The 19,830-nt window shown below is 56.3% G+C and carries 20 protein-coding genes; 12 read left to right on the top strand and 8 right to left on the bottom strand.

What is annotated here, in order from left to right:
* Positions 1-1,080: rhomboid family intramembrane serine protease (locus K1Y02_11735; protein MBX7257023.1), on the bottom strand; the 1,080-nt coding region annotated here is incomplete at its 3' end.
* A gap of 177 nt (positions 1,081-1,257) precedes the next feature.
* Here K1Y02_11735 and K1Y02_11730 point away from each other — a divergent pair.
* Together K1Y02_11730 and K1Y02_11725 are read left to right on the top strand one after the other, a co-directional pair.
* Complete coding sequence (locus K1Y02_11730) at positions 1,258-1,791, top strand: hypothetical protein (GenBank protein ID MBX7257022.1); 534 nt, start codon at positions 1,258-1,260, stop codon at positions 1,789-1,791.
* Positions 1,792-1,797: 6 nt separating this feature from the next.
* A complete protein-coding gene (locus K1Y02_11725; GenBank protein ID MBX7257021.1) occupies positions 1,798-2,169 on the top strand; it encodes a hypothetical protein in 372 nt (123 codons plus the stop codon).
* A gap of 236 nt (positions 2,170-2,405) precedes the next feature.
* Here the strand turns inward: K1Y02_11725 and K1Y02_11720 are convergent, their stop codons facing one another.
* From K1Y02_11720 to K1Y02_11710, 3 genes are all read right to left on the bottom strand, one after another.
* Entirely contained in the window at positions 2,406-2,546 is a 141-nt protein-coding gene (locus tag K1Y02_11720) for a hypothetical protein (GenBank protein MBX7257020.1), read from the bottom strand.
* Between the two features lie 172 nt (positions 2,547-2,718).
* Entirely contained in the window at positions 2,719-2,865 is a 147-nt protein-coding gene (locus tag K1Y02_11715) for a hypothetical protein (GenBank protein ID MBX7257019.1), read from the bottom strand.
* A 266-nt stretch (positions 2,866-3,131) separates the two neighbouring features.
* Entirely contained in the window at positions 3,132-4,175 is a 1,044-nt protein-coding gene (locus tag K1Y02_11710) for a hypothetical protein (GenBank protein MBX7257018.1), read from the bottom strand.
* 181 nt (positions 4,176-4,356) lie between these two features.
* On the opposite strand from K1Y02_11710, the gene ispG reads away from it, so the two are divergent.
* The 5 genes from ispG to K1Y02_11685 all read left to right on the top strand — a co-directional run bounded on the left by ispG (position 4,357) and on the right by K1Y02_11685 (position 9,623).
* The gene (ispG, locus tag K1Y02_11705) at positions 4,357-5,580 is read left to right on the top strand and encodes a flavodoxin-dependent (E)-4-hydroxy-3-methylbut-2-enyl-diphosphate synthase (GenBank protein ID MBX7257017.1); all 1,224 of its coding nucleotides are present in this window, start codon (positions 4,357-4,359) and stop codon (positions 5,578-5,580) included.
* A gap of 139 nt (positions 5,581-5,719) precedes the next feature.
* A complete protein-coding gene (locus K1Y02_11700; protein MBX7257016.1) occupies positions 5,720-6,922 on the top strand; it encodes an alginate lyase family protein in 1,203 nt (400 codons plus the stop codon).
* A 50-nt stretch (positions 6,923-6,972) separates the two neighbouring features.
* A complete protein-coding gene (locus K1Y02_11695; GenBank protein MBX7257015.1) occupies positions 6,973-7,878 on the top strand; it encodes an MBL fold metallo-hydrolase in 906 nt (301 codons plus the stop codon).
* A gap of 318 nt (positions 7,879-8,196) precedes the next feature.
* A complete protein-coding gene (locus K1Y02_11690) occupies positions 8,197-8,484 on the top strand; it encodes a hypothetical protein (GenBank protein MBX7257014.1) in 288 nt (95 codons plus the stop codon).
* Positions 8,485-8,486: 2 nt separating this feature from the next.
* A complete protein-coding gene (locus K1Y02_11685; GenBank protein MBX7257013.1) occupies positions 8,487-9,623 on the top strand; it encodes a DUF2920 family protein in 1,137 nt (378 codons plus the stop codon).
* 270 nt (positions 9,624-9,893) lie between these two features.
* On the opposite strand, the gene K1Y02_11680 is transcribed toward K1Y02_11685, so the two are convergent.
* Positions 9,894-10,397, bottom strand: coding sequence for a bacterioferritin (locus K1Y02_11680; GenBank protein MBX7257012.1), 504 nt, complete (start codon positions 10,395-10,397; stop codon positions 9,894-9,896).
* A 409-nt stretch (positions 10,398-10,806) separates the two neighbouring features.
* Between K1Y02_11680 and K1Y02_11675 the strand changes: the two genes are divergently transcribed.
* From K1Y02_11675 to K1Y02_11655, 5 genes are all read left to right on the top strand, one after another.
* The gene (locus tag K1Y02_11675) at positions 10,807-11,022 is read left to right on the top strand and encodes a hypothetical protein (protein MBX7257011.1); all 216 of its coding nucleotides are present in this window, start codon (positions 10,807-10,809) and stop codon (positions 11,020-11,022) included.
* 453 nt (positions 11,023-11,475) lie between these two features.
* Positions 11,476-12,606, top strand: coding sequence for a family 20 glycosylhydrolase (locus K1Y02_11670; protein MBX7257010.1), 1,131 nt, complete (start codon positions 11,476-11,478; stop codon positions 12,604-12,606).
* Between the two features lie 52 nt (positions 12,607-12,658).
* The gene (locus K1Y02_11665) at positions 12,659-13,384 is read left to right on the top strand and encodes an HAD family hydrolase (protein ID MBX7257009.1); all 726 of its coding nucleotides are present in this window, start codon (positions 12,659-12,661) and stop codon (positions 13,382-13,384) included.
* A gap of 88 nt (positions 13,385-13,472) precedes the next feature.
* Positions 13,473-14,165, top strand: coding sequence for a hypothetical protein (locus tag K1Y02_11660; protein ID MBX7257008.1), 693 nt, complete (start codon positions 13,473-13,475; stop codon positions 14,163-14,165).
* Between the two features lie 101 nt (positions 14,166-14,266).
* Complete coding sequence (locus K1Y02_11655) at positions 14,267-15,382, top strand: VIT1/CCC1 transporter family protein (GenBank protein ID MBX7257007.1); 1,116 nt, start codon at positions 14,267-14,269, stop codon at positions 15,380-15,382.
* Positions 15,383-15,495: 113 nt separating this feature from the next.
* Here K1Y02_11655 and secD read toward each other — a convergent pair whose 3' ends face one another.
* The 3 genes from secD to tgt all read right to left on the bottom strand — a co-directional run bounded on the left by secD (position 15,496) and on the right by tgt (position 19,818).
* The gene (secD, locus tag K1Y02_11650; GenBank protein MBX7257006.1) at positions 15,496-18,234 is read right to left on the bottom strand and encodes a protein translocase subunit SecD; all 2,739 of its coding nucleotides are present in this window, start codon (positions 18,232-18,234) and stop codon (positions 15,496-15,498) included.
* A gap of 61 nt (positions 18,235-18,295) precedes the next feature.
* Positions 18,296-18,568, bottom strand: a complete 273-nt coding sequence (gene yajC / locus K1Y02_11645) for a preprotein translocase subunit YajC (GenBank protein MBX7257005.1) — start codon at positions 18,566-18,568, stop codon at positions 18,296-18,298.
* Between the two features lie 122 nt (positions 18,569-18,690).
* The gene (gene tgt / locus K1Y02_11640) at positions 18,691-19,818 is read right to left on the bottom strand and encodes a tRNA guanosine(34) transglycosylase Tgt (GenBank protein ID MBX7257004.1); all 1,128 of its coding nucleotides are present in this window, start codon (positions 19,816-19,818) and stop codon (positions 18,691-18,693) included.
* Positions 19,819-19,830: the final 12 nt, after the last annotated feature.

Below are 19,830 nucleotides of genomic sequence, written 5' to 3'. Positions count from 1 at the left end.
ACCCAACCCCGCCACGAATCCTCCCGCGTGCGCCGCGTAACCGACGCCCCCGGTGACGCCCGCGGAATAGTTCACCGTCGCGAATAGAAATTGCATCCCGATCCAGACCACCAAGTAGACGAGGGCGGGTATCGGTACGACTGTATTGATGATAAACGTTCTTATATAGGCTCCCGGATGCAGCACTAAATAGGCCCCCATCGTCCCCGCAATCGCGCCGCTTGCGCCAACAAGCGGCCTTGTCGAATGGGGGTATAGGGCCAGGTGCGCCCCGCACGCCATCAATCCGCAGAAGATGTAGAATCCCAGAAACGAGCCGTGACCAAATTCGTCTTCAATGTTATCGCCAAATATCCAGAGGAAGAGCGCATTGCCAAGCAAATGAAACAGCCCTATATGCAGAAACATGCAAGACAACACCGTGTAGATCGCTTCCCCCTGTAGGAAGCGCGCGGGTATAAAACCGTACTCGGTGGAGAATGCCATGAACGCTTCAGGCTCACGCGTAGTGAACAGGAACGTAAGCGTGTTGGCAAGGATGAGCCCTAACGTCACAAACGGAATGGTCTGTCTCCCCAGATCGTCACCGATGGGCACGATAATCCTCGGCATGAGGGTCCACAGTCCCGGTGACGCGGTGAGCACTTGGATGCCATCAACCAAGTCCTGAAGGTTCTGGCGTTTCTGAATGTCCTGCGCCAACGCCGCGCCCAATTTGTCCATCTTGGGATTGCCGCGCACATATGCCGCCAGTTGCCGCACGCCCCGCCGGTCCGTCCACACCCCGCCACACTGCGCGCACCGGTCCACGAACACGTTCGAATCGTACGCGTAGTTCGTCACCCGCATGTCCACGCAGCACGATGGACATTGCAGCGCCGCGGCACTCGAATCACGCCGTCGCGCGCCATTCCCTACCGGTGCACTCGCCGCGTCCGGGTGCTCCTCGACATACTGCTGAAGGAACTCCCCCAACTCCCGTTCGTCAAACCACAACCCCTTGCACGATTCGCACTCGTCAATGATCAGATCGCGATACCGCTTCTTTCGTACCGCATTCCCACACGCCGGACACTTCATTGGATGAAACCCCTTAAGAAAACAACATCCCCCAGTGCCCCCCCGCCACAACCCGAGAGACTGGGCACTCCTCCGCAGGCAACTTTTCTCTCTCCACCGCAATTATATAATACTACACAGGGGTCTAGGCTCTAGTAGTCCGATGTGGACCCGGCATGAAGCCAGGAAAAGTTTGCGATGAAGGCATTTGCCATCGTATTCGTACTCACCGCCGGTGCTTGTGTCCAAGCACCGGATTCCCCCGTCGATTCCGAGACCAGCCTGTTGCCGGAGGTCGTACGCGCATCGCTCGACAAGAGACTTGGCACATGGTCGCTTGCATACCCGAGCGACGAAGTTGTTGACATGTTAGAAACGCACTTTGGCGGTCGCAGACAGGACTTGGCATTGCTCCGTGCGGATTTCGACGGTGATGACGAGCTGGACATTGCGGTTCTCGTAAGGCAACAAGGGAAGGAAAAGGACACGCTGCACCTGTTAGCCTTCCTCCGACGCGGGGACTCCTACAAGGAATACCCTCTTTTCACTGGTTCTCCATCGGGCGATCTCTACTTGCGTTTGGCACAGAAGGGATCAAGAGCGCACGACTTCGATGCGGATAGGGATTTTGTTTACGACCACGACACGGTAGTCTTTTGCCACTTCGAGAAAGCTGCAACCAGCTACGTCTACAAGGATGGGGCATTCACAGCGGTCTTAACCGAGGATTAAGTCAAGGTGATTCGCTTCATACGTATCGTGTTCAAGCTCATAGTCTACGGGGTAGTCACGCCGTTTGCAGCGCTGTGCGCTTCGTTCCTGAGCCTCGCTTTCGTAGCCGCCACGGACTATAGCGAAATCGACACCGTCGGCATCATCAAATACTGTGGTTTCCCCATCTGGTTTCGCGTGTGGCATCCCGACATTCTCGGTCCACAGGGATTCTACATGTCTCGCTTCGCTTTCAACAACGCTTTTTGGTTGGGCATCTTTGAGGGAATCGCCTATCTATGCATGCGACTGCTCGCTTGGGTATTCCAGCATGGTGTAGACGCTGGAGAGGACTTCAAGGAGAAGACATTAGTCCGCAATTTGCACCGGCGCGATTGAGTGCCGACGGAGCTTGAAGCGTCCGGCGGATCTTCAATTCCTGGAACAAAGGGAAACGGGCCGCAGACGTATCTGCGACCCGCCATTTCTCATCTGTTTGGAGGTTCGACGGCGCACAGAACTTTCGTTCCGTGATCCACCGTTACTGCCTATTCCGCAGATCGATTCCGCTAAACGGATCTATCGATCACTAGACGAGAAAAGGGCAGTGGAACCCCGTCGTGAGGCCGAAATTCTTATAGATCCCGGATGTCGGGAATCTCGAACTTCGTGAACGCCCCCAGCAGCGTCGGCACTTCACCGATGATCGGGGCAAACCAACTCCACCACCAGGCGCGGGCCGGCATACTCTTCGTAACTATGCGAACGTGCTTCATTGTACGTTACCCTTTCGCGACGCATATCCCGCAGCCGTGACTGCAAGATACACTGTTGTCAAATCCGCGTGTGATCGATGTCACAATCGCGGAAGCGCCGGACTGAGCAGCCCTGGGCTACCCGTTCCGACCCTCCTTCCGCATGCAAATCCGGAAACTTAAGCCACGAAACTTACTTCTGCAGGGCGTTGTCGATCAGCGACACCAACCAAGCCGCCTGATTCTGGCCCAGGGGCAGCGGTCCAAAAATGTTCTTGAATTCCACCCACGCAACTTGCTCAGCGCGAGCCGGCTTCGACACCATTTTGGTATGCTTCATATTACGATTCACCTCCCTTCCTTCCGTCTTTGGTCTGGTGGAGAATCGCAGGACTCTCCATTCCGCGTCTTCAGAAACGCTGGACGCCTCTGAAACATGCTATAGCACGCAGTAATTATGACGCAACAACGGCTAATTTTCAAGCCCTTAGCAGATAGTCCACTATATGTTGCGTCCATTTTGCGCCTCGCAACCATATTTTTTATGGCTTTACGCGAAAATCAGCCCGTAAACTTTCGAGACTTTTCGCTATTCTTACCAACTCGTCAAACGTCTATTACATCCAATCCAGGAATCGAGGACTCCAAGGGGATAGTCTCAATGTGGGTCGCTCCCAGCTTTGCCAGGTCAAACCGAGCCTTTGCCAAGGGCAACTGCTTGTTCGTGGTATCCAACTTAATGGTGAACTCCGTGAAATGGACCCCCTCCTTCACGGTCGGCTCGTCGCCGAACAAGCGATTCGTGCGCAGATAGTCCATGAGGCGGTCCACGTCGTCTTTGCGGGCGTTGAACGTAAGCAGAACCTTGTTCTCGGCATAGATGGAACCGTACAGGTTGAGCAGGAACATGCGAGCCAGGTCATATTTTTCGGGCGAGTTCTTGATAGCCGGATTGGCCCAGATTCCAGCCTCCGACTCCATGATCTGGTCCACGACATGCAGTCCGTAGTTTGCGATGGCCCCGCCGGTCTGCGTGATTTCGAGACCGAAATCCACCGAGCCGCCCTTAACCTTGGCTTCGGTCTTGCCCCAGGTCTCGTAGATAACGAGCCCCTTGTCGATCTTCGGCGGCGTCTTGTACTTCTGCACGCTGAATCCCATGTGGGAATCCCCGAAACCGAGCGCTTTGGCTTTCGTCTGGAACCATTCAAGCGCCAGATACGGCATCTCCGAGACCATGCTGACCAACGGTTTCGCCGCGAGCAGACCCGCAAGCCACGCATCGCAAGACGACTGAGGTTGGGTGGCTATAATGACAATACGCACTTCGCCGCGCTGCAGCGAAAGCACCTTCTTCAGTTCGATGGTCTGGTTGTACTCGTACTTAAACTCAAGCATGCGCTCGCGCACCCAGTCGTCGCCTCCGATGGCGATATCGATTTCGCCCAGCGCAAGTTGCGACCCAAACTCCTGGGGACGCCCGTCCCAGCCCACCAGAAATGAGGTCACCGGAAACGAGCTCGGACCGCCCTTGTCATAGCCCTTTGTGGCGAATCCCGCGTGCTTCAACAACGCTATCAGGCTTCCACCGCGGTTCGGATCGGCCAAGGATCCCGCCGGCAACCCCACAATCAACTGACTTTCACTCATGAATACCACCTTTGCTCCAACATGGATTCTTGCTCGCCCGGGAACGACGAGATGAGGCCTTTGCAGCAATGCTAAGCCCAATTACCCTGTAAATGAGTTGAACCCACCATCTGCTTTGCAACCCATTTTGTGATACCATACCATTTTTGCCGCGTTTCTTTGAAGAAGGAGTCGTTACGTTATGGTTCTAGCACCGCGTCGCAACACGGTGGGGGTACTTGTCGGGGGAATACAAGTCGGCGGAGGCGCGCCCGTGGTCGTTCAATCGATGACCAACACGGAAACCGCCGATGCCGCCGGGACTGCCCAGCAGATCCTCGATCTGGCCGGGGCAGGGTCCGAACTCGTCCGCATTACCGTCAACACCGCCGAAGCTGCCGCTGCCGTGCCTGAGATCCGCCAACGCGTCCGCGATGCCGGGTGCACTGCGCCCATCATCGGCGACTTTCACTTCAACGGCCACAAACTCCTCACCGAGTACCCCGACTGCGCAGCCGCCCTCGACAAATACCGGATTAACCCCGGAAACGTGGGTCGCGGCTCCAAGCGCGACGTACAATTCGCGACCATCTGCAAGGTTGCGGTGGACCACAACAAGCCCGTGCGCATCGGCGTCAATGTCGGTTCGCTCAATCAAGAGCTGGTCATGCGCACTATGCAGGAAAACACTGACCAGGATTTGGGCAAGACCTCCGAGCAGATTATCAACGAATGCATGGTCATTTCCGCGGTCCAGTCGACCCAGCTCGCCCTCGAATGCGGCTTGCGCAAGGACCAAATCATCATCTCCTGCAAAAGTTCCACTCCGCTCCACCTAATTGAGGTGTACCGAAATCTTGCCGCTCAAACCGACCAGCCCCTGCACCTTGGCCTAACTGAAGCAGGCATGGGCACGAAAGGTGTGGCTTGGTCGGCCACCGCACTGGGAGCGCTGCTTGCCGAAGGCATCGGCGACACCATCCGCGTTTCGCTCACGCCGCGCCCCGGCGGCGATCGGCGGGAGGAAGTCTATGCGGCGTGTGAAATCCTGCAATCGCTCGGCCTGCGTTCGTTCGCTCCGAGCATTACCGCCTGTCCCGGCTGTGGCCGCACTACCAGCACCGTGTTTCAACAACTCGCGGAACAGGTTCAGGGCTATGTGCGCGACAAGATGCCGGAATGGAAGCGGCAGTATAAAGGCTTCGAAGACCTCAAACTCGCGGTCATGGGCTGCGTAGTCAACGGTCCCGGCGAATCCAAGGCCGCGAACATCGGCATCAGCCTGCCCGGTTCCGGCGAAGAACCTAGCTGTCCCGTCTACGTGGATGGGCAGAAGTACAAGACCCTCACCGGCTCGCCCACGGAGCTTGCTACCGAATTTCGCGCCATCATCGACGAATACGTGGCAACGAAATACACGGTATAACGCCAACGAGTCTCGGCATCGCGGTGCAAGTGGAAGCCTCGCGTCCTCTTCGCGTATTGTGATGGACGAAACGGTGCAGCGATGTACTAGTCTTGCGCCGCATCCTCGATAGCAACACTGGAGCCAAGGGGGGTCTGCCATGTCGCTACTCAAAGTCACTGCTCTCTTCTGTCTCGCACTGAGTTCTGCCTCCGCTGCCGAGGGTCTCCCTCGCGTCTTCCTGCTCGATGGCCAATCGCTCGTCGACACGCGGGCCAGAGTGCAGGCCGGCGATTCGGCGTTCACGGTGCCGATAGCGGCATTGCGAACGGCGGCGGACGCGGCCCTGACCGCAGGTCCGTTCTCGGTCATGGATAAGCCCTTCACGCCGCCGAGCGGCGATAAGCACGACTACATGAGCGTCGGGCCCTACTGGTGGCCCGACCCAACCAAGAAGGATGGACTGCCGTATATCAACAAAGATGGCGAAGTGAATCCGGATCGCAACAAGTACGACAACGTCGGCCTAGGCTCGATGGCGCGAAATGCCACGCTATTGGCGCAGGCCTACTGGTTCACCGGCGAAGAGAAATATGCCGAACGCGCCGCTCTGCTTGTGCGCGTGTGGTTCTTGGATGAAGCGACCCGCATGAATCCGAATCTGAAGTATGGGCAGGCAGTTCCCGGGCGTAGCGAGGGCCGCGGAATCGGCATTATCGACACGGCTGGCCTGGCGGACTTCCTCGATTCGATCGGGCTGCTGGCTGGCTCGAAATCGTGGACGGGCTCGGATCAGGCGGGGCTCGTGCAGTGGTTCAAAGAGTACACGAACTGGCTCACTACGCACCCATACGGCATTGCCGAATCCCAGGAGAAGAACAACCACGGCACGTGGTATGACGTGCAGGTTGCCACATTTGCGTTGTTCACGGGCGATGAAGCTCTGGCGAAGAAAGTCCTCTCGGAAGTCGGAAGTAAACGCATTGCCGCGCAAATCGAACCGGATGGCGGCCAACCCCTCGAACTCCGGCGCACAAACTCGTACAACTACAGCGTGATGAACCTGCGCGCATTCTTCAATCTGGCGCGGCTTGGCGAACACACGGGCGTTGACTTGTGGCACTTCCAGACTGAAGACGGACGCAGCATTCGCAAAGCGCTCGACTACATTCTTAATCATGCGTTTGGCAGCGAAAAATGGGCGTACAAGAATCTGAAGCCCATTGCACCAAAGGTCATCTTGCCTATGACCTGGCGCGCGGCGCGAGTCTACAAAGACGGCGAATACGCGCAGTGGCAGACCAAGATCGGTAAAGATCAGTGGCCCTCTGGAGCGGATGTGCTTCTTTTTCCGATCCCCTAGCCTGACGAATGTCGCGCAGAACCTTGAATGGAAAGCAACGTGGAGAAGTTATGCGAAGAATTCTGTATCTGGCATTTGTACTGGCGTTGGCCGCGAGCCTCGCGGGCTGCGCTGCGCCTGCATGTCGTAAGGATAAGCCCGTCGGTACGACGACGTTCACCTTGTGGCAGCTTCCCAACCAGACGAACTCGCAGATCATGTCGTACGTGCTGCAAACGAAAGGCGGAAAACTCATCGTCATCGACGGTGGCGTCGCGGGCGATGCCCCTTACCTGCGCGAGTTCCTGAGAGCGCACGGGAATAGGGTGGACGTATGGTTTCTGACCCATCCACACGACGATCACATGAATGCCATGCATGAGCTCGTCAAGAACCCCGACGGACTCACCATCGGCCCCATTTATGCCTCGATGCCTGATAGGGACTGGGTCAATCTGTACTGCAACGAGGCCGACAAGAAACAATACGCCGAGTTTGTCGCGACGATGCAATCGGCCAATCGCGAGCTGATTGAATTGCGTCTCGGCCAGACGTTTCGGATTGACGGTGTCAGAATTGAAGTGCTTGGCGTCAAGAACCCGGAATTTCACAACAACCCGCTGAACAACTCGAGCGCCGTCCTGCGCGTTTGGGATTCCAACAAGAGTGTTCTCTTCCTCGGCGACCTGGGATATGAGGGCGGCAACAAGTTGCTCGCGAGTCCCTACGCCAAACGCCTCCACTGCGACTATGTGCAAATGGCGCACCACGGCCAAAACGGCGTGTCGCGCGAGTTCTATCGCACGGTCAACCCCACGTATTGCCTCTGGCCAACGCCGAAATGGCTTTGGGACAATGATTCGGGCGGCGGCAAAGGTTCGGGCAAGTGGAAGACGCTTGAGGTCCGCGAGTGGATGAGCCAATTGCCAGTGAAGCAACACTACGTCATGTGCGAGGGCCTACAGACTATCGAGTAGAACGTCTGCAACGTGGGTGAGAAAGGCCTGTTATGTTGCGCAAGTTCGCCATTCTTAAGAGTTGGGTGCTGGTGCTATGGGCCATATTTCGAAACAGACCCATAGCAGTGTGCAAAGACTGCCTGTTGTCGGATTCTGAGCAAATGCGGTCGTTTGCCATCTCAAAGGGCGTCTGCCCCCGGTGTGGGGGCACGAATTCCATGCAGACGACGGAATTTTCCCTTGGTGATGTCGACGGCGAAGAGGATGAGGTAAACGAAAGGTGGCATGGTCGCGTCAAATAGAAGTCGGAGTACACGACAGATCAAGGAGCGACCCATGTGCAAACTAGCTCGACTTACATTTCTGACGACGCTCTTTCCGCTCATTGCCAACGCGGAAACGGAAATGGGGAAACTCAACTACGACGTAGTTGTCCAAACCGGCCCTTCGGCGCTCTGGATACTCGCCAACATCAGCTACGCGGGAATGCGTGCTCAAGGAAGTAGAAGTGCAGGATGGCGTATAGTAGCCTTCATCTTCGGGTTTCCGGGAACCTTGCTCTCGCTGCTCCTTATTCGGGACGGATGTGAGCACGCATATGGAATCGATCTGCCAAGGAGATAAGCGTGAATCAGGAATCGCGCCCGCACAAACCCAATTCTGATGGTCGAAGACTACTGGGATTAGGATGCGATAGGTGGCGATGTCTGTGGGCGTTGGCGTTACTTTGCGCGGCCGCAATTCCGTCGCGAGCCCAAGATTGGCCTGCGCTCCCACAAGTTAACGCCACCGTCTCGATTCCCGCGCAGGAATGGCCGTTTGCGCCGGGACCACGCACGGTCCCCGTCTATATCCACTACCCCGGAGGTGACCAGAAGAACGTCACGCCGCAAACGGGCCTCATGCTGTGCATCCACAACTGGGGCGGCACGCACGCCATCGGCGCTCCTGACCCCGACCAGATGGCGGAATTGTTCAATGTCGTCGCCATCTCCGTCGATTACCTCCAGAGCGGCAAGTACGATGCCGCCGTGAATGGGCCCTACGATTTCGGGTACCTCCAAGCCCTCGACGCGCTACGCGCTTTGTATTTCGTGTACGATGGCCTTAACAAAGCGTGCGTGTCGTTCGACAAGAGCCGCATCTATACCGGCGGTGGCTCCGGCGGCGGCAACGTTTCGCTCATGGCGAACAAGCTCGCCCCGCGCACGTTCGCGTGCGTCGTCAATCTCAGCGGAATGACCAAACTTACCGACGACGTTGCCTTCAATCTTCCCGGAGGCAGCGATTTAAACGCCGGCTACAGCAAGGACCCCACGCAGAAGAATTACCTGAGTCCGGGCGCGCAACAATTGCGATTCGTCGGCGAACCCAGTCATCTGGCGGTCATGAAGTCGCTCGGCAATGTCGCCAAGATTCTTGTGATCCACGGTGAAGACGACGACAAGTGCCTCGTCGCCGACACAAAGGAGATGATTGCGAACTTCGAGGCAGCCGGGCTCAACGTGGAACCGCATATCATTACCGCCGGCCAAGTGGATAACGAGACATTCAAGGATACGGGACACTCGCTCGGCGACCGCACCCAGATCCTCACCAGACTCGCAGGCCCTTACCTCGATCCGAAATCACCAGAACTTCTGCGCCGCGAAGGCCCCCCGGATTTCGACCGGTACGACGAAGTCCGCTATCCCGTTGAAGGTGGGACCTTTGTCATTTCGTATGCGAATGGCTATCCGGTAGGGAAGCTTGAAGCCAAATAGTGCGTGCAGAAACCGTTTGACCGATCTAGACTCGCTCCTGTGCAATGAAATGCTTGCCCGATGCCGATTCGCGTCGTCGATTCCGGTTTCGCGCAAATAGTCAGAGCAGTCCCGAGTGACTGGGCCAACTTAAGATTCCACATGACCTATCCGTCGGATCCGGCCAATCCGTCCTATTCTTCATCCCCCAATAACAGCCGGCCGTAGCGCCGGCCTCTTCTCGCGAAGAACACCCGCGCCACGGCCGAATAGTCTCTTGCGATTTGCGGCTTACTCTCCGGCTGGAGGCTGACCCGCGCCGCGCGTCTTGCTGCGCTCGATCGACTGCAACGCCAGGTACTGATCGCCGTACTTTGCCATGTTGTCCAGTTCCTGATCGTATTGGTCGTAGTGCCGTTCTTCATCAGCCACCAGGTCTTCGAAGATCTTCTTCGACATGGCATCGGCATTCGCGCTGCACTCATTTGCCCACTTGTTGTAGTCGCGCGCGCTTTCCTCTTCCATCTTGCGGGCCGTTTCCAGCATCTCTTTGGCGTCGTGAACTTTCTTCACGGGATGCGCGGCCGTCAGATCGACGTCCCCCTTCAAAAACAAAATGCGCTCCGCAAGACGCTCAATGTGGATCATCTCTTCAATGGCTGTCCGCTTGAACAAGGCCGCAAGCAAATCATTGCCTTGGTCGTCGCAGTGAAAGTGAAAGTACATGTATTGATGAACGGCGGCCATTTCGTCCGCAGCGGCTTTGTTCAGCAATTCGATGCTTTTCTCGTGCATGATTAGTCTCCTTTGAGCGCTGTGTTCCTTACGAAGGGCCTGCGGCTTCCGCGGTGATCGCGCCCCCGTTTCATTCGCGGATCCGTTTCCGAAACGTATATTACACCGACGCACTCAGCAACTCCATGCTGAGTTGAATCAGCGGCCACACGGCGCATTCTGAGGCTCGTCTCAGAATGCATTTCCTACAATTACGTTACTTCAAACATCAACACCTACTCTTTGGTAGCACTTGCCAGAATCATGCAAAGCAGCTCAAGCACGAGTTGCGCCACCTAAATCATTCAAAATAAATACGTTAAGTCACTCGAATGCGAAATCTATGACCATTGGCACGCGACCTGCTTTATACCTCTTAACGAGGTTAGTCAAGCGGTAAACAAGGCAGACCTCAAACAGAGTTGAATCGATGACACGAATTGGGAAAACGCAAAGCGGCCGCGCATCCGAATGGATGTGCGCCGAGCGCGAGGCCTCCAAGGACCTCGGCACGGAAATGACAGCAACGGCAACGCCGGTGTTGAACGCTTCCGATCCGTCCATCCCTCGCGTAGGAAACCCGCTCATGGAGCAGGCTTTCTTCGTGGTACATGGGACGCGCCAGGTCCGGTTCGGCAGAGCTTAGATTAGCCCCACTCCCCTGTGCAGTCTGTACAGGTTTTTGGTTGCTGACTCCGCCACCAGGGATATCGGCCGCGCAACGCGACACTGGCTCCCTCAACCGAATGCTATGCCCGGAGTATTCGGATGCGTTGCGCGGCTTTCCCCCCTCTGCGCAAGACGTTTTCCCCATAGCGTAGCCCCACTCCTCCTGTGCGCTCTGCACAGGTTTGATGGTTGCTGACTCCACCACCAGGACACCGGCCGCGCAGCGTGATACTGGCTCCCTCGCCTATGTGTTTTGCCCGGAACGCATGGGACACGCTGCGCGGCCCTCCCCCACTTCCCAAATGCATCACCACTCTCCGATTCCGTTGCGTCTTCAAAGATGCCCGTGAATTCACCTCAACCGTATTGCCTCGTGTACAATATCCCCAGCGAATTTGTAGCTCGCAGTACTTCAGCGGGGGGGCACACCATGAAATTCATATACTACCGAAACGTTGTTTTCTTGGCCGTCGCCATTCTTTGCCTGGCTGCATCGTGCGCGTCAACCTCGAAATCCGCACATCTTTCGCAGCCTGCGCCGGTCAGCAAAACAACTCTGCCTTCTTTCGGAGTCCATGTCTTCGCCCCGATGAAGGATGGCTGGCCCGTCTTCGTCAAAGCCGTCGATGAAGCACTCGCTCCAATGGGAGTGACAACACTAATTGTCCAGATGGACTACCAGTACGCCTTTCAGAGCCACCCTGAATTGGCCGAGGTGGAAGGCTCCGTGGTGACAAAAGAGGACGTCGCCGCCTTGGTCGCCGTTTGCCGCAAGCACAACATTCGGCTGATACCGCAGTTGAATTGCCTTGGCCATCAATCGTGGGGCAGCAGCGGAAATCACGCTCTTCTGAGGAAGTATCCCCAGTTCGACGAGACACCCGAGATACCACGAGACGCCGAGGGCGTGTACTCCCGCAGTTGGTGTCCGTTGCATCCCGACGTGAATCCCATTGTCTTCAGCCTCATGGATGAACTGATCGATGCGTTCCAATGCGACGCCTTTCATGTGGGAATGGATGAAGTCTTCCTGATCGCGAATCCAAATTGCCCGCGTTGCGCAGGCAAGGATCCCGCGGAGTTGTTCGCCAAAGCCGTGAACGACTATTACCAACACCTCGTAGTCGAGAAGAAACTCACGATGTACATGTGGGGAGACCGATTGCTCGATAGAAGCGCCATGGGATACAACAAATACGAGTGCAGCGAGAATGGTACTGCGTCCGCTGTTGACAGAATCCCCAAGGACATCGTGATCTGCGATTGGCACTATTCGAGAAGAGATGAGTATCCGTCTATTCCATTCTTTCAGGAGAAAGGGTTTCGAGTGTGGCCGTCCGCCTGGCGAAGTGTGACCGCCACCAAAGCGTTGCATACGTTCAGTGTTGGCGCGAATACGGGTAAGGTGCCGGGCTTTCTCTGCACAACATGGACGTCTACGGCGGAACTATCCGAGGCATTGCTGGGGCAGCGCGAGGAATCCAGCTTGGACCCAACCCAAGCGGGCGTTCTTGCAAGCATGCGGGAAATATCCTCGCTATACTCAAAGAAAGACCGATAACAGTCCGATACCTTTGCTCGCTCCAAACACGCTACCGGATGAAACAAAGACTATGAAGTATGATGTAGAAGCCGTGCTTTTCGATATGGGCGGCGTATTGCTGGAATCGGCGGATATGTGGGATGCCGCCGGATTTGCGAAATCGTTTCCTGACGGTATACCCGATGATCTCCCCATCGACTGGTTCTTGGCTTTATCGAAGGCACTGATCGCAGCTTTTGAGGCTCTTCCGCAACCGCGGCACGCGCTCGACACGCGTCCCATCATCGCCGATTGGCTGCGACAATTGGGTCATGGAGCCACCAAGGAGGAAGTCGACCGCCTATACGCAATTCTTGCGCGTTGGGAAGTGCGTCCGCTGTACGAACACGTTCCCGCGACCATCCTGACGCTTCGCCAAATGGGCTACAGACTTGGACTCGTCTCAAACACGCTCATGGTCAGCGATGCACATCGGACGCTGTTCAAAGAAGCGGGCATATTCGACGCCTTCGACGTGCTAGTCTTCTCTGCCGAGTTCGGCATGAACAAGCCGGATACCTCCATCTTCACGTGTGCGCTCGATGCTATGAACGTGGCTCCCAACCGTGCGTGGTACGTCGGCGACAAGCCGCACCGCGACGTATGCGGTGCGCGGCGCGTCGGCATGACTTCCGTGCTTGTTGACGGACCTCACCTGAATCATCTGGGGGACGGCGATGACCATTGGCCGGAACTGATGATTCCCGATATCTCGGCCTTGCCTGGACTCCTCGAAATGATGCAGCGCATATCCTAACGCTCGGATTTCACCCTCGCCGCAGCCTACGTATCTGCGACAGTTATCGGTTATACTCTAGCCAGACCGGAATAGGGGCGCCGCTTGTATGGATTGGGGTTCGTGGACCGTCAGAATCGCGTTCGGCATTGCCTTGGCATGGGCATTCGAGTCCGCAGTTAGACTGCTTGGACGCCGTCTGACCGCACGGATCGCGCAGCGAACGCCGCAGCCCGCCCAATACAAAGGCAAATTGGCCATCCCTATCACCCCAAGCTGGCTCGTTACTGCATTCTTTGGAGTGTTTGCGGGAGCTCTTTCCGCTGGCACGTACTTCTGGTGCAGGCTAATCTGGAATAATTGGCAGAAATTCTCTGAGTTGGATTCTCTGCTAATCGCCTTTGGGGTCGCCGTCGCCGTATTTGGATTGGCTTTGGCCCTGGTGACCGGCTATCAATTCGCATGCCTTCTAAGACTACGGACCTGGATATTTCGTGACGGAGTACTCGTACAAGAGGCTTTCAAGAGAGACCACTTCATCCAATGGACCGATATCGAAAGTGTAGAGGACAGCATCACGACCTTCACTATAGTTGAGCGCGGCGGTCGCAAAATCTCGTTCGACACAACGTGGAGCAGCAGCTTGTTCTTTCTTGTGAGCCTTGAGCGCAATCTTCCAGACACGCACTGGGGCAAAATCAAGGAAGTGCTTGCGCGAAACGAAGTCTCTATCGATTGGCACGCCGCGCGTGAGATCCACGACGGCATCATGTCTCGAATTCAATTGGCCGCGTGTCCATAACCGAATCCCCGAACTCGCCCTGATACGCACGCTACAACCCGGCCCGAAAAAATGCTCTAATAGGGTCTCATCTGTGACTAAACGAATAGGGAAAACCTGAGTTGGATGCAAAGACACTCTCCCAGTGGCGACGTCATTACCGCGACGAAGTCGATGCGGCATATCTCTATCGCACGTTGGCGGCGGTGGAACCGCGTGAAGAACGCAAGAACGTCTATGAACGCTTGGCGCGCGTGGAAGATCGCCACGTCGAGGTCTGGAGCAAACTGTTCCGTGAGAAGGGACTCAACGTTCCCAAGGCTATTCCGACCGCAACAGCACGTCTGAAGGCGACCGTTGCGCGGCAGTTCGGCGGAGATCTGCTCCTAAAACAACTGCTTCGCGAAGAAGGTCAGGAAGTCAAGGGATACTTGCAGTTTCACAAGGAAAGCGGACCCGGCGCGGCGCAGGATGCCGCGCTAAAGTTGGCGCGCGAATCGGCACAGCACGCATCCGCGTTACGCGATCTGGACGGCACCGGCGCGGGCGAGTCTTGGCATAAACTCGAATCGGGCGATCTCCTGCGGAATATCGTATACGGATTTAACGACGGCTTGACTGCCAACTTCGGTTTGGTCGCTGGCGTGATGGGCGCGGAGGCCGCCCCGCATTTCATAGTCCTGTCGGGCCTGGCAGGGATGATCGCGGACGCTCTGTCCATGGGGTCATCCGGCTATTTGGCATCGAAGAGCGAGCAAGAGGTGCACGACCACGAAATCGCGATGGAACGGGAAGAAATTCGACTCATGCCGGACCTCGAGCGCGAAGAATTGGCGCTAATCTACGAAGCGAAGGGGATGTCACCCGACCAGGCAAAGCAGCTCGCGGAAGATATGATGAAGACTCCGGACCGGGCCCTTGAGGAAATGGTGCGCGAGGAATTGCAGATTGGCGAACAACGTACCACTCCCATGAAAGAAGCCTGGACAACGGGCATCGCGACGGCCATTGGGGCGTTCATTCCGGTGGCCCCGTTTATGGTGATGTCCAACGCCATGCACGCGGCGTGGGTATCGTTCACGATTGCGATGGTATCGCATTTCGCCGTGGGCGCCGCGCGAAGCCTTTTTACCGGTCGAGGCGTCTTCCGCAGCGGATTCGATATGTTCCTGGTCGGGCTGGGCGTTGCAGGAATCGGATACCTGTTTGGATATCTTCTGACGGGGGTAGTCGGATAAACGACTGAACCCGATCACGGCCTCGAACGAGTAGGTCAGAACCCACCGAAACAAGTGAGGCGCCGCCGAAGCGACGCCTCACGTTCACGTAACGTCTTTCGCGGAATCGTCTCTTAGACCGTCGTGGCTCCGTCCTCAACGGCCGGCTTTGTGGACTTGCGACGGCGGCGCGACGGCGTGTTGTCGTCGTTGTCCGTACCCTTCCGTGCTTCGAAACGCGCCACAAGCCGTTCCCAGTAGTACACCGTCGGGCTTGCGATGAAGATCGAGGAATAGGTACCGATGATGATTCCGAGAGCTAGCGCGAAGGCAAAGTCATTGATCGTTGCGCCACCTCGGAACAACAACACAATAACCACGAACAGGGTCAGGGTACTCGTGATCAGCGTTCTGCTCAAGGTTTGGTTGACGCTCTTGTTCATGATCTCCAGGAGCGTCATTCCACGGCCCCGGTACAGCTTCAGATCCTCGCGAATACGGTCGAACACGATAACTGTATCGTTCATCGAGTAACCGATGATCGTCAGGATTGCGGCCACCACACCCAGCGACACTTGTCTTCCGGTCAACGCAAACAAGCCCAGCGTAAACGCCACGTCGTGCGCGGTCGCCACAAGCGCGGCAACCGAGAACCGCAATTCAAACCGGAACCACAGATAAATCAAAAGGAAGATTGACGCCCATGCAATCGCTTTGAATGCATCAACCTTGAGTTGACGACCCACGGTTGGCCCGACCATATCGATCTTCTCGATCTCGACTTTGTCGGCAGCCCCAGCGAGTTTTCCAAGGGATTCTTGGACCCGGCTCGCAATGGAATTGTCTGGCGTCGCGGATTGCTCAGTCTTGGATTGATCGGTCTGTTCCGCTTGTCCGGTTTGCTCAGCACCGACCGTCGCGCCTTTGGCAACTTCGCCAAGGTGAATCATGAATCGATTCGCCTTCTCATTGCCTATCTGCTCGTATGCCGTCACCGTCGGCTCGACAAAACCGCTGCCCGTCAGTTCCGCGCGAACGTTCTCCGCGCTTATCGGGCTATCTGCTTTCAACGAAGCGATAACGTTGGTACCCGTCGTGAACTCGACACCATACATCTTGTCGCCACGAGCAAAAAACAGGCCCAGGCCGCCCACGATTGCTACGACACTTGCTATCATCAGCGGACGGCGCCACTTCATGAACGGCACATTCGTATCCGACGGAATGAGGTGCATGAAGTACACTTTGGTGAGCCACTTCTTCGACGCAAGGAAGTCGAACACGGCCCGCGTCACGACGAGCGCGGTGAACATACTGGACGCGATACCGATACACAGCGTGATCGCAAACCCCTTAACAGGTCCTGATCCGAACTGAATTAGAACGACGCCTGCAATAAGCGTGGTGACGTTCGAGTCGACGATGGCGTTCATCGCGTGAGCATAACCGCCTTCGATACACGCGAGGAGCGACTTCCCGTTCCGGATTTCCTCGCGCATGCGTTCGTAGATCAGCACGTTGGCGTCTACTGCCATACCCAGCGTAAGGATTACGCCTGCGATACCCGGCAATGTTAGCGTGGCTTGAATATACGCCATGCATCCGAGCAGAAGCAGCGCGTTCATAAATAGGGCTATATTCGCGACGAGGCCAGCCACTCGATAGTAGACGATCATGAAAATGCAGACGATGATGAGACCCACTATCGACGATTCGACACCCTTGTTAATGGAGTCCGCACCCAGGCTCGGGCCAACCAGACCGGCTTGATCTTCGCGCACCGGAACCGGCAACGATCCGGCATTCAGGTTGATAGCCAACCCAACGGCCTCATCTTGAGAGAAATTGCCCGTGATCTGACCGCTTGTGGTAATGCGATCACGGATCGTCGGGGCGGACAAGACGACATTGTCCACCACGATGGCCATCGGCTTGTCGATGTTCGCTTGCGTGCGCTCGCCAAACTCGCGCCCTGCGGCCGCATTGAGATTGAATAGAATCATCCATTTGCTGCCGCCGGTATTTTCGTCCGGTCGCGCCCCCGCTTGGGTCAAATTGTCGCCGGTCATCAACGGCTCTTTGTTCAAAACATAGATGAAGTGCTTCTGAGGTTCCCCGGGTAACGGGTCCTTGCTGAAGGCGATCATCTTGTCGTCTGGAATGAGTCCCGGTACGGTCGCGGCTTCCTTTACGATCTCCTGCACGCGCTCAAACATGCCGTCCTTGACCGCAAGGAGACCCTGTTCCTCTCTCAGCGCAGAACGTTCCAGCCGTGGCACAAAATCATTCTTAAAGTGCTTGTCGATGTCGGAGATGATCTTCACCATTTCATCTTCGCCAGCTACGATATGAAAGGTGAGGAATGACCGGATGAAGATGAGGTTGCGAATACGTTCGATGTCTTTTTCACCCGGCACCTGAACCTGAATCTGGTCGTCGCCCATCGTCTGAACAATGGGCTCGCTCGCGCCGAATCCGCGCAACCGCCGTTCAATGCGCTGCAATACCTGCTGCTGCATTTCCTTCTTGATCGCGGCCTCGGTCATCTTCTGCTCGTTGATGAGGCGGTCTTTTACTTTGGGGTCGAGCGCGTTGTAGTCCACGCCAACCACCATCTGCACGCCACCCTGAAGGTCGAGACCCAGATTGATAACCCAATCCCGGTCAAACTCGGCCCACCGGCTTGCCTTCTTCGCGACAGTTGCCCAGTAGCCCAGCCGCTCTACCTTCTGGTCTTCCTTCTTCCAGCGTTCGAGCCGTTCAGCCCTTTGGGCATCCGAAAGAGTCATCCAACCCATAGTCGGATAAACATAGACGAGTCCCAGCAACAGGACGCCGTACACCAAAAGTGTGCGATATAAATGCCTTTTCATTCGTGACTCCAGTACCTTCGCTGTCGCGCCCGGTCTGCGCGGGACGTTTCAGAACGCGTCCTTACTCCCCTTTTCCGTCGCGCGGTACTGCACGAGAAACCGCGGAACGTAGAAACTCAATCTTTACACCAGGTTCTTCGCTAACCCGAAGCACCACAGTCTTTTCCGTCAAACCCACGATGGTGCCGAAAATCCCCCCCGCGGTAACGACTCTGTCACCCTTTGAAAGCGCGGAAAGCATGGCCTGCCGCTCCTTTTCGCGCTTCTGGTTGGGCCGGATCATTAAGAAATACATGACGCCAAAGAGGGCCATCATGAAGAAAACCATATTCATGGGGTTGCCGCCCGGAGCAGGCGCCGCGGCTGGCGCGCCTTCAGTCTGCGCTACCGCAATTCCATGCAGAACAAAGGCCATCGTTGACTCGAACACAGTCTACCTCCCAAAAGAAAAACGGCCTATTTGGCCGCATACGCTTGGAGAAAGGAGCGCTTGAACTCCACAAATCGGCCGGCCCGGATCGCCTGCCGGACAGTAGCCATAAACGATAGCATAAACCAAAGGTTGTGTAAAGTATTCAAGCGCAACGCCAATATCTCGCCCGACCGGTACAGATGGCTCAAATAGGCCCGGCTGTACGTCGCGCATACGGGGCAGGAGCACTCCGGGTCGAGCGGACCGAAGTCGCGGCCATGCCCCTGGTTCTTGATATTGACCTTGCCACGCGAAGTGAAGAGGCTCCCGTTTCGCGCATTACGCGTCGGCATCACACAATCGAACATATCGATGCCACGTTCCACAGCCTCCAGAATATCTTCGGGCGGACCCACTCCCATCAGGTAACGCGGCTTCTCTTCGGGCAAGAGTGGTGCGGTCCATTCGATGGCCTGCACCATCTCTTCTTTGCTTTCGCCGACGCTCACGCCGCCAATGGCATAGCCCGGAAAATCAATTGAGACGGTCCCCTGAGCACTTTCGCGCCGCAGGTGCTCAAAGGTACTCCCCTGCACAATGCCAAACAGCGCCTGATTTGCCGCCTCGCGCGCGGTCCATTGTGTCTTGCACTTTCCTGCCCAATCCAATGTCATACGCATGGATTCGGCGGCAGTTTTCTCTTCAACGGGATACGAGGTGCATTCGTCAAAGCACATGATGATGTCCGCACCAATGGCGATCTGCAGATCAATGGCCTGTTCCGGCGACATGAAATGCCGTGAGCCGTCGATATGACTCTGAAACGAGACTCCCTCCGGAGTCACTTTGTTCAAGTGCGAAAGACTAAAGATCTGAAATCCACCCGAATCGGTCAGAATCGGCCGGTTCCAGCCCATAAACCGGTGCAACCCTCCCGCCGCCTGCAACGTTTCGGCTCCCGGACGAAGATAAAGATGATACGCATTACTCAAGATGATCTGCGCATCAATTAGAAGCAGATCTTCCTGAGACAATGCTTTTACGCTCGCCTGCGTGCCCACCGGCATGAATATGGGCGTTTCGATATCGCCGTGCGGTGTGTGCAGTATCCCCGTCCGGGCCGCGCATGCAGGATCTCGGGAAAGGACATCAAATGAGAGCGAGCAACGCATGGCTCCCTTCCC

The sequence above is a fragment of the Candidatus Hydrogenedentota bacterium genome, assembly GCA_019695095.1.
GTDB lineage: Bacteria > Hydrogenedentota > Hydrogenedentia > Hydrogenedentales > SLHB01 > JAIBAQ01.
This window is presented reverse-complemented; position numbering and strand designations above follow the sequence as displayed.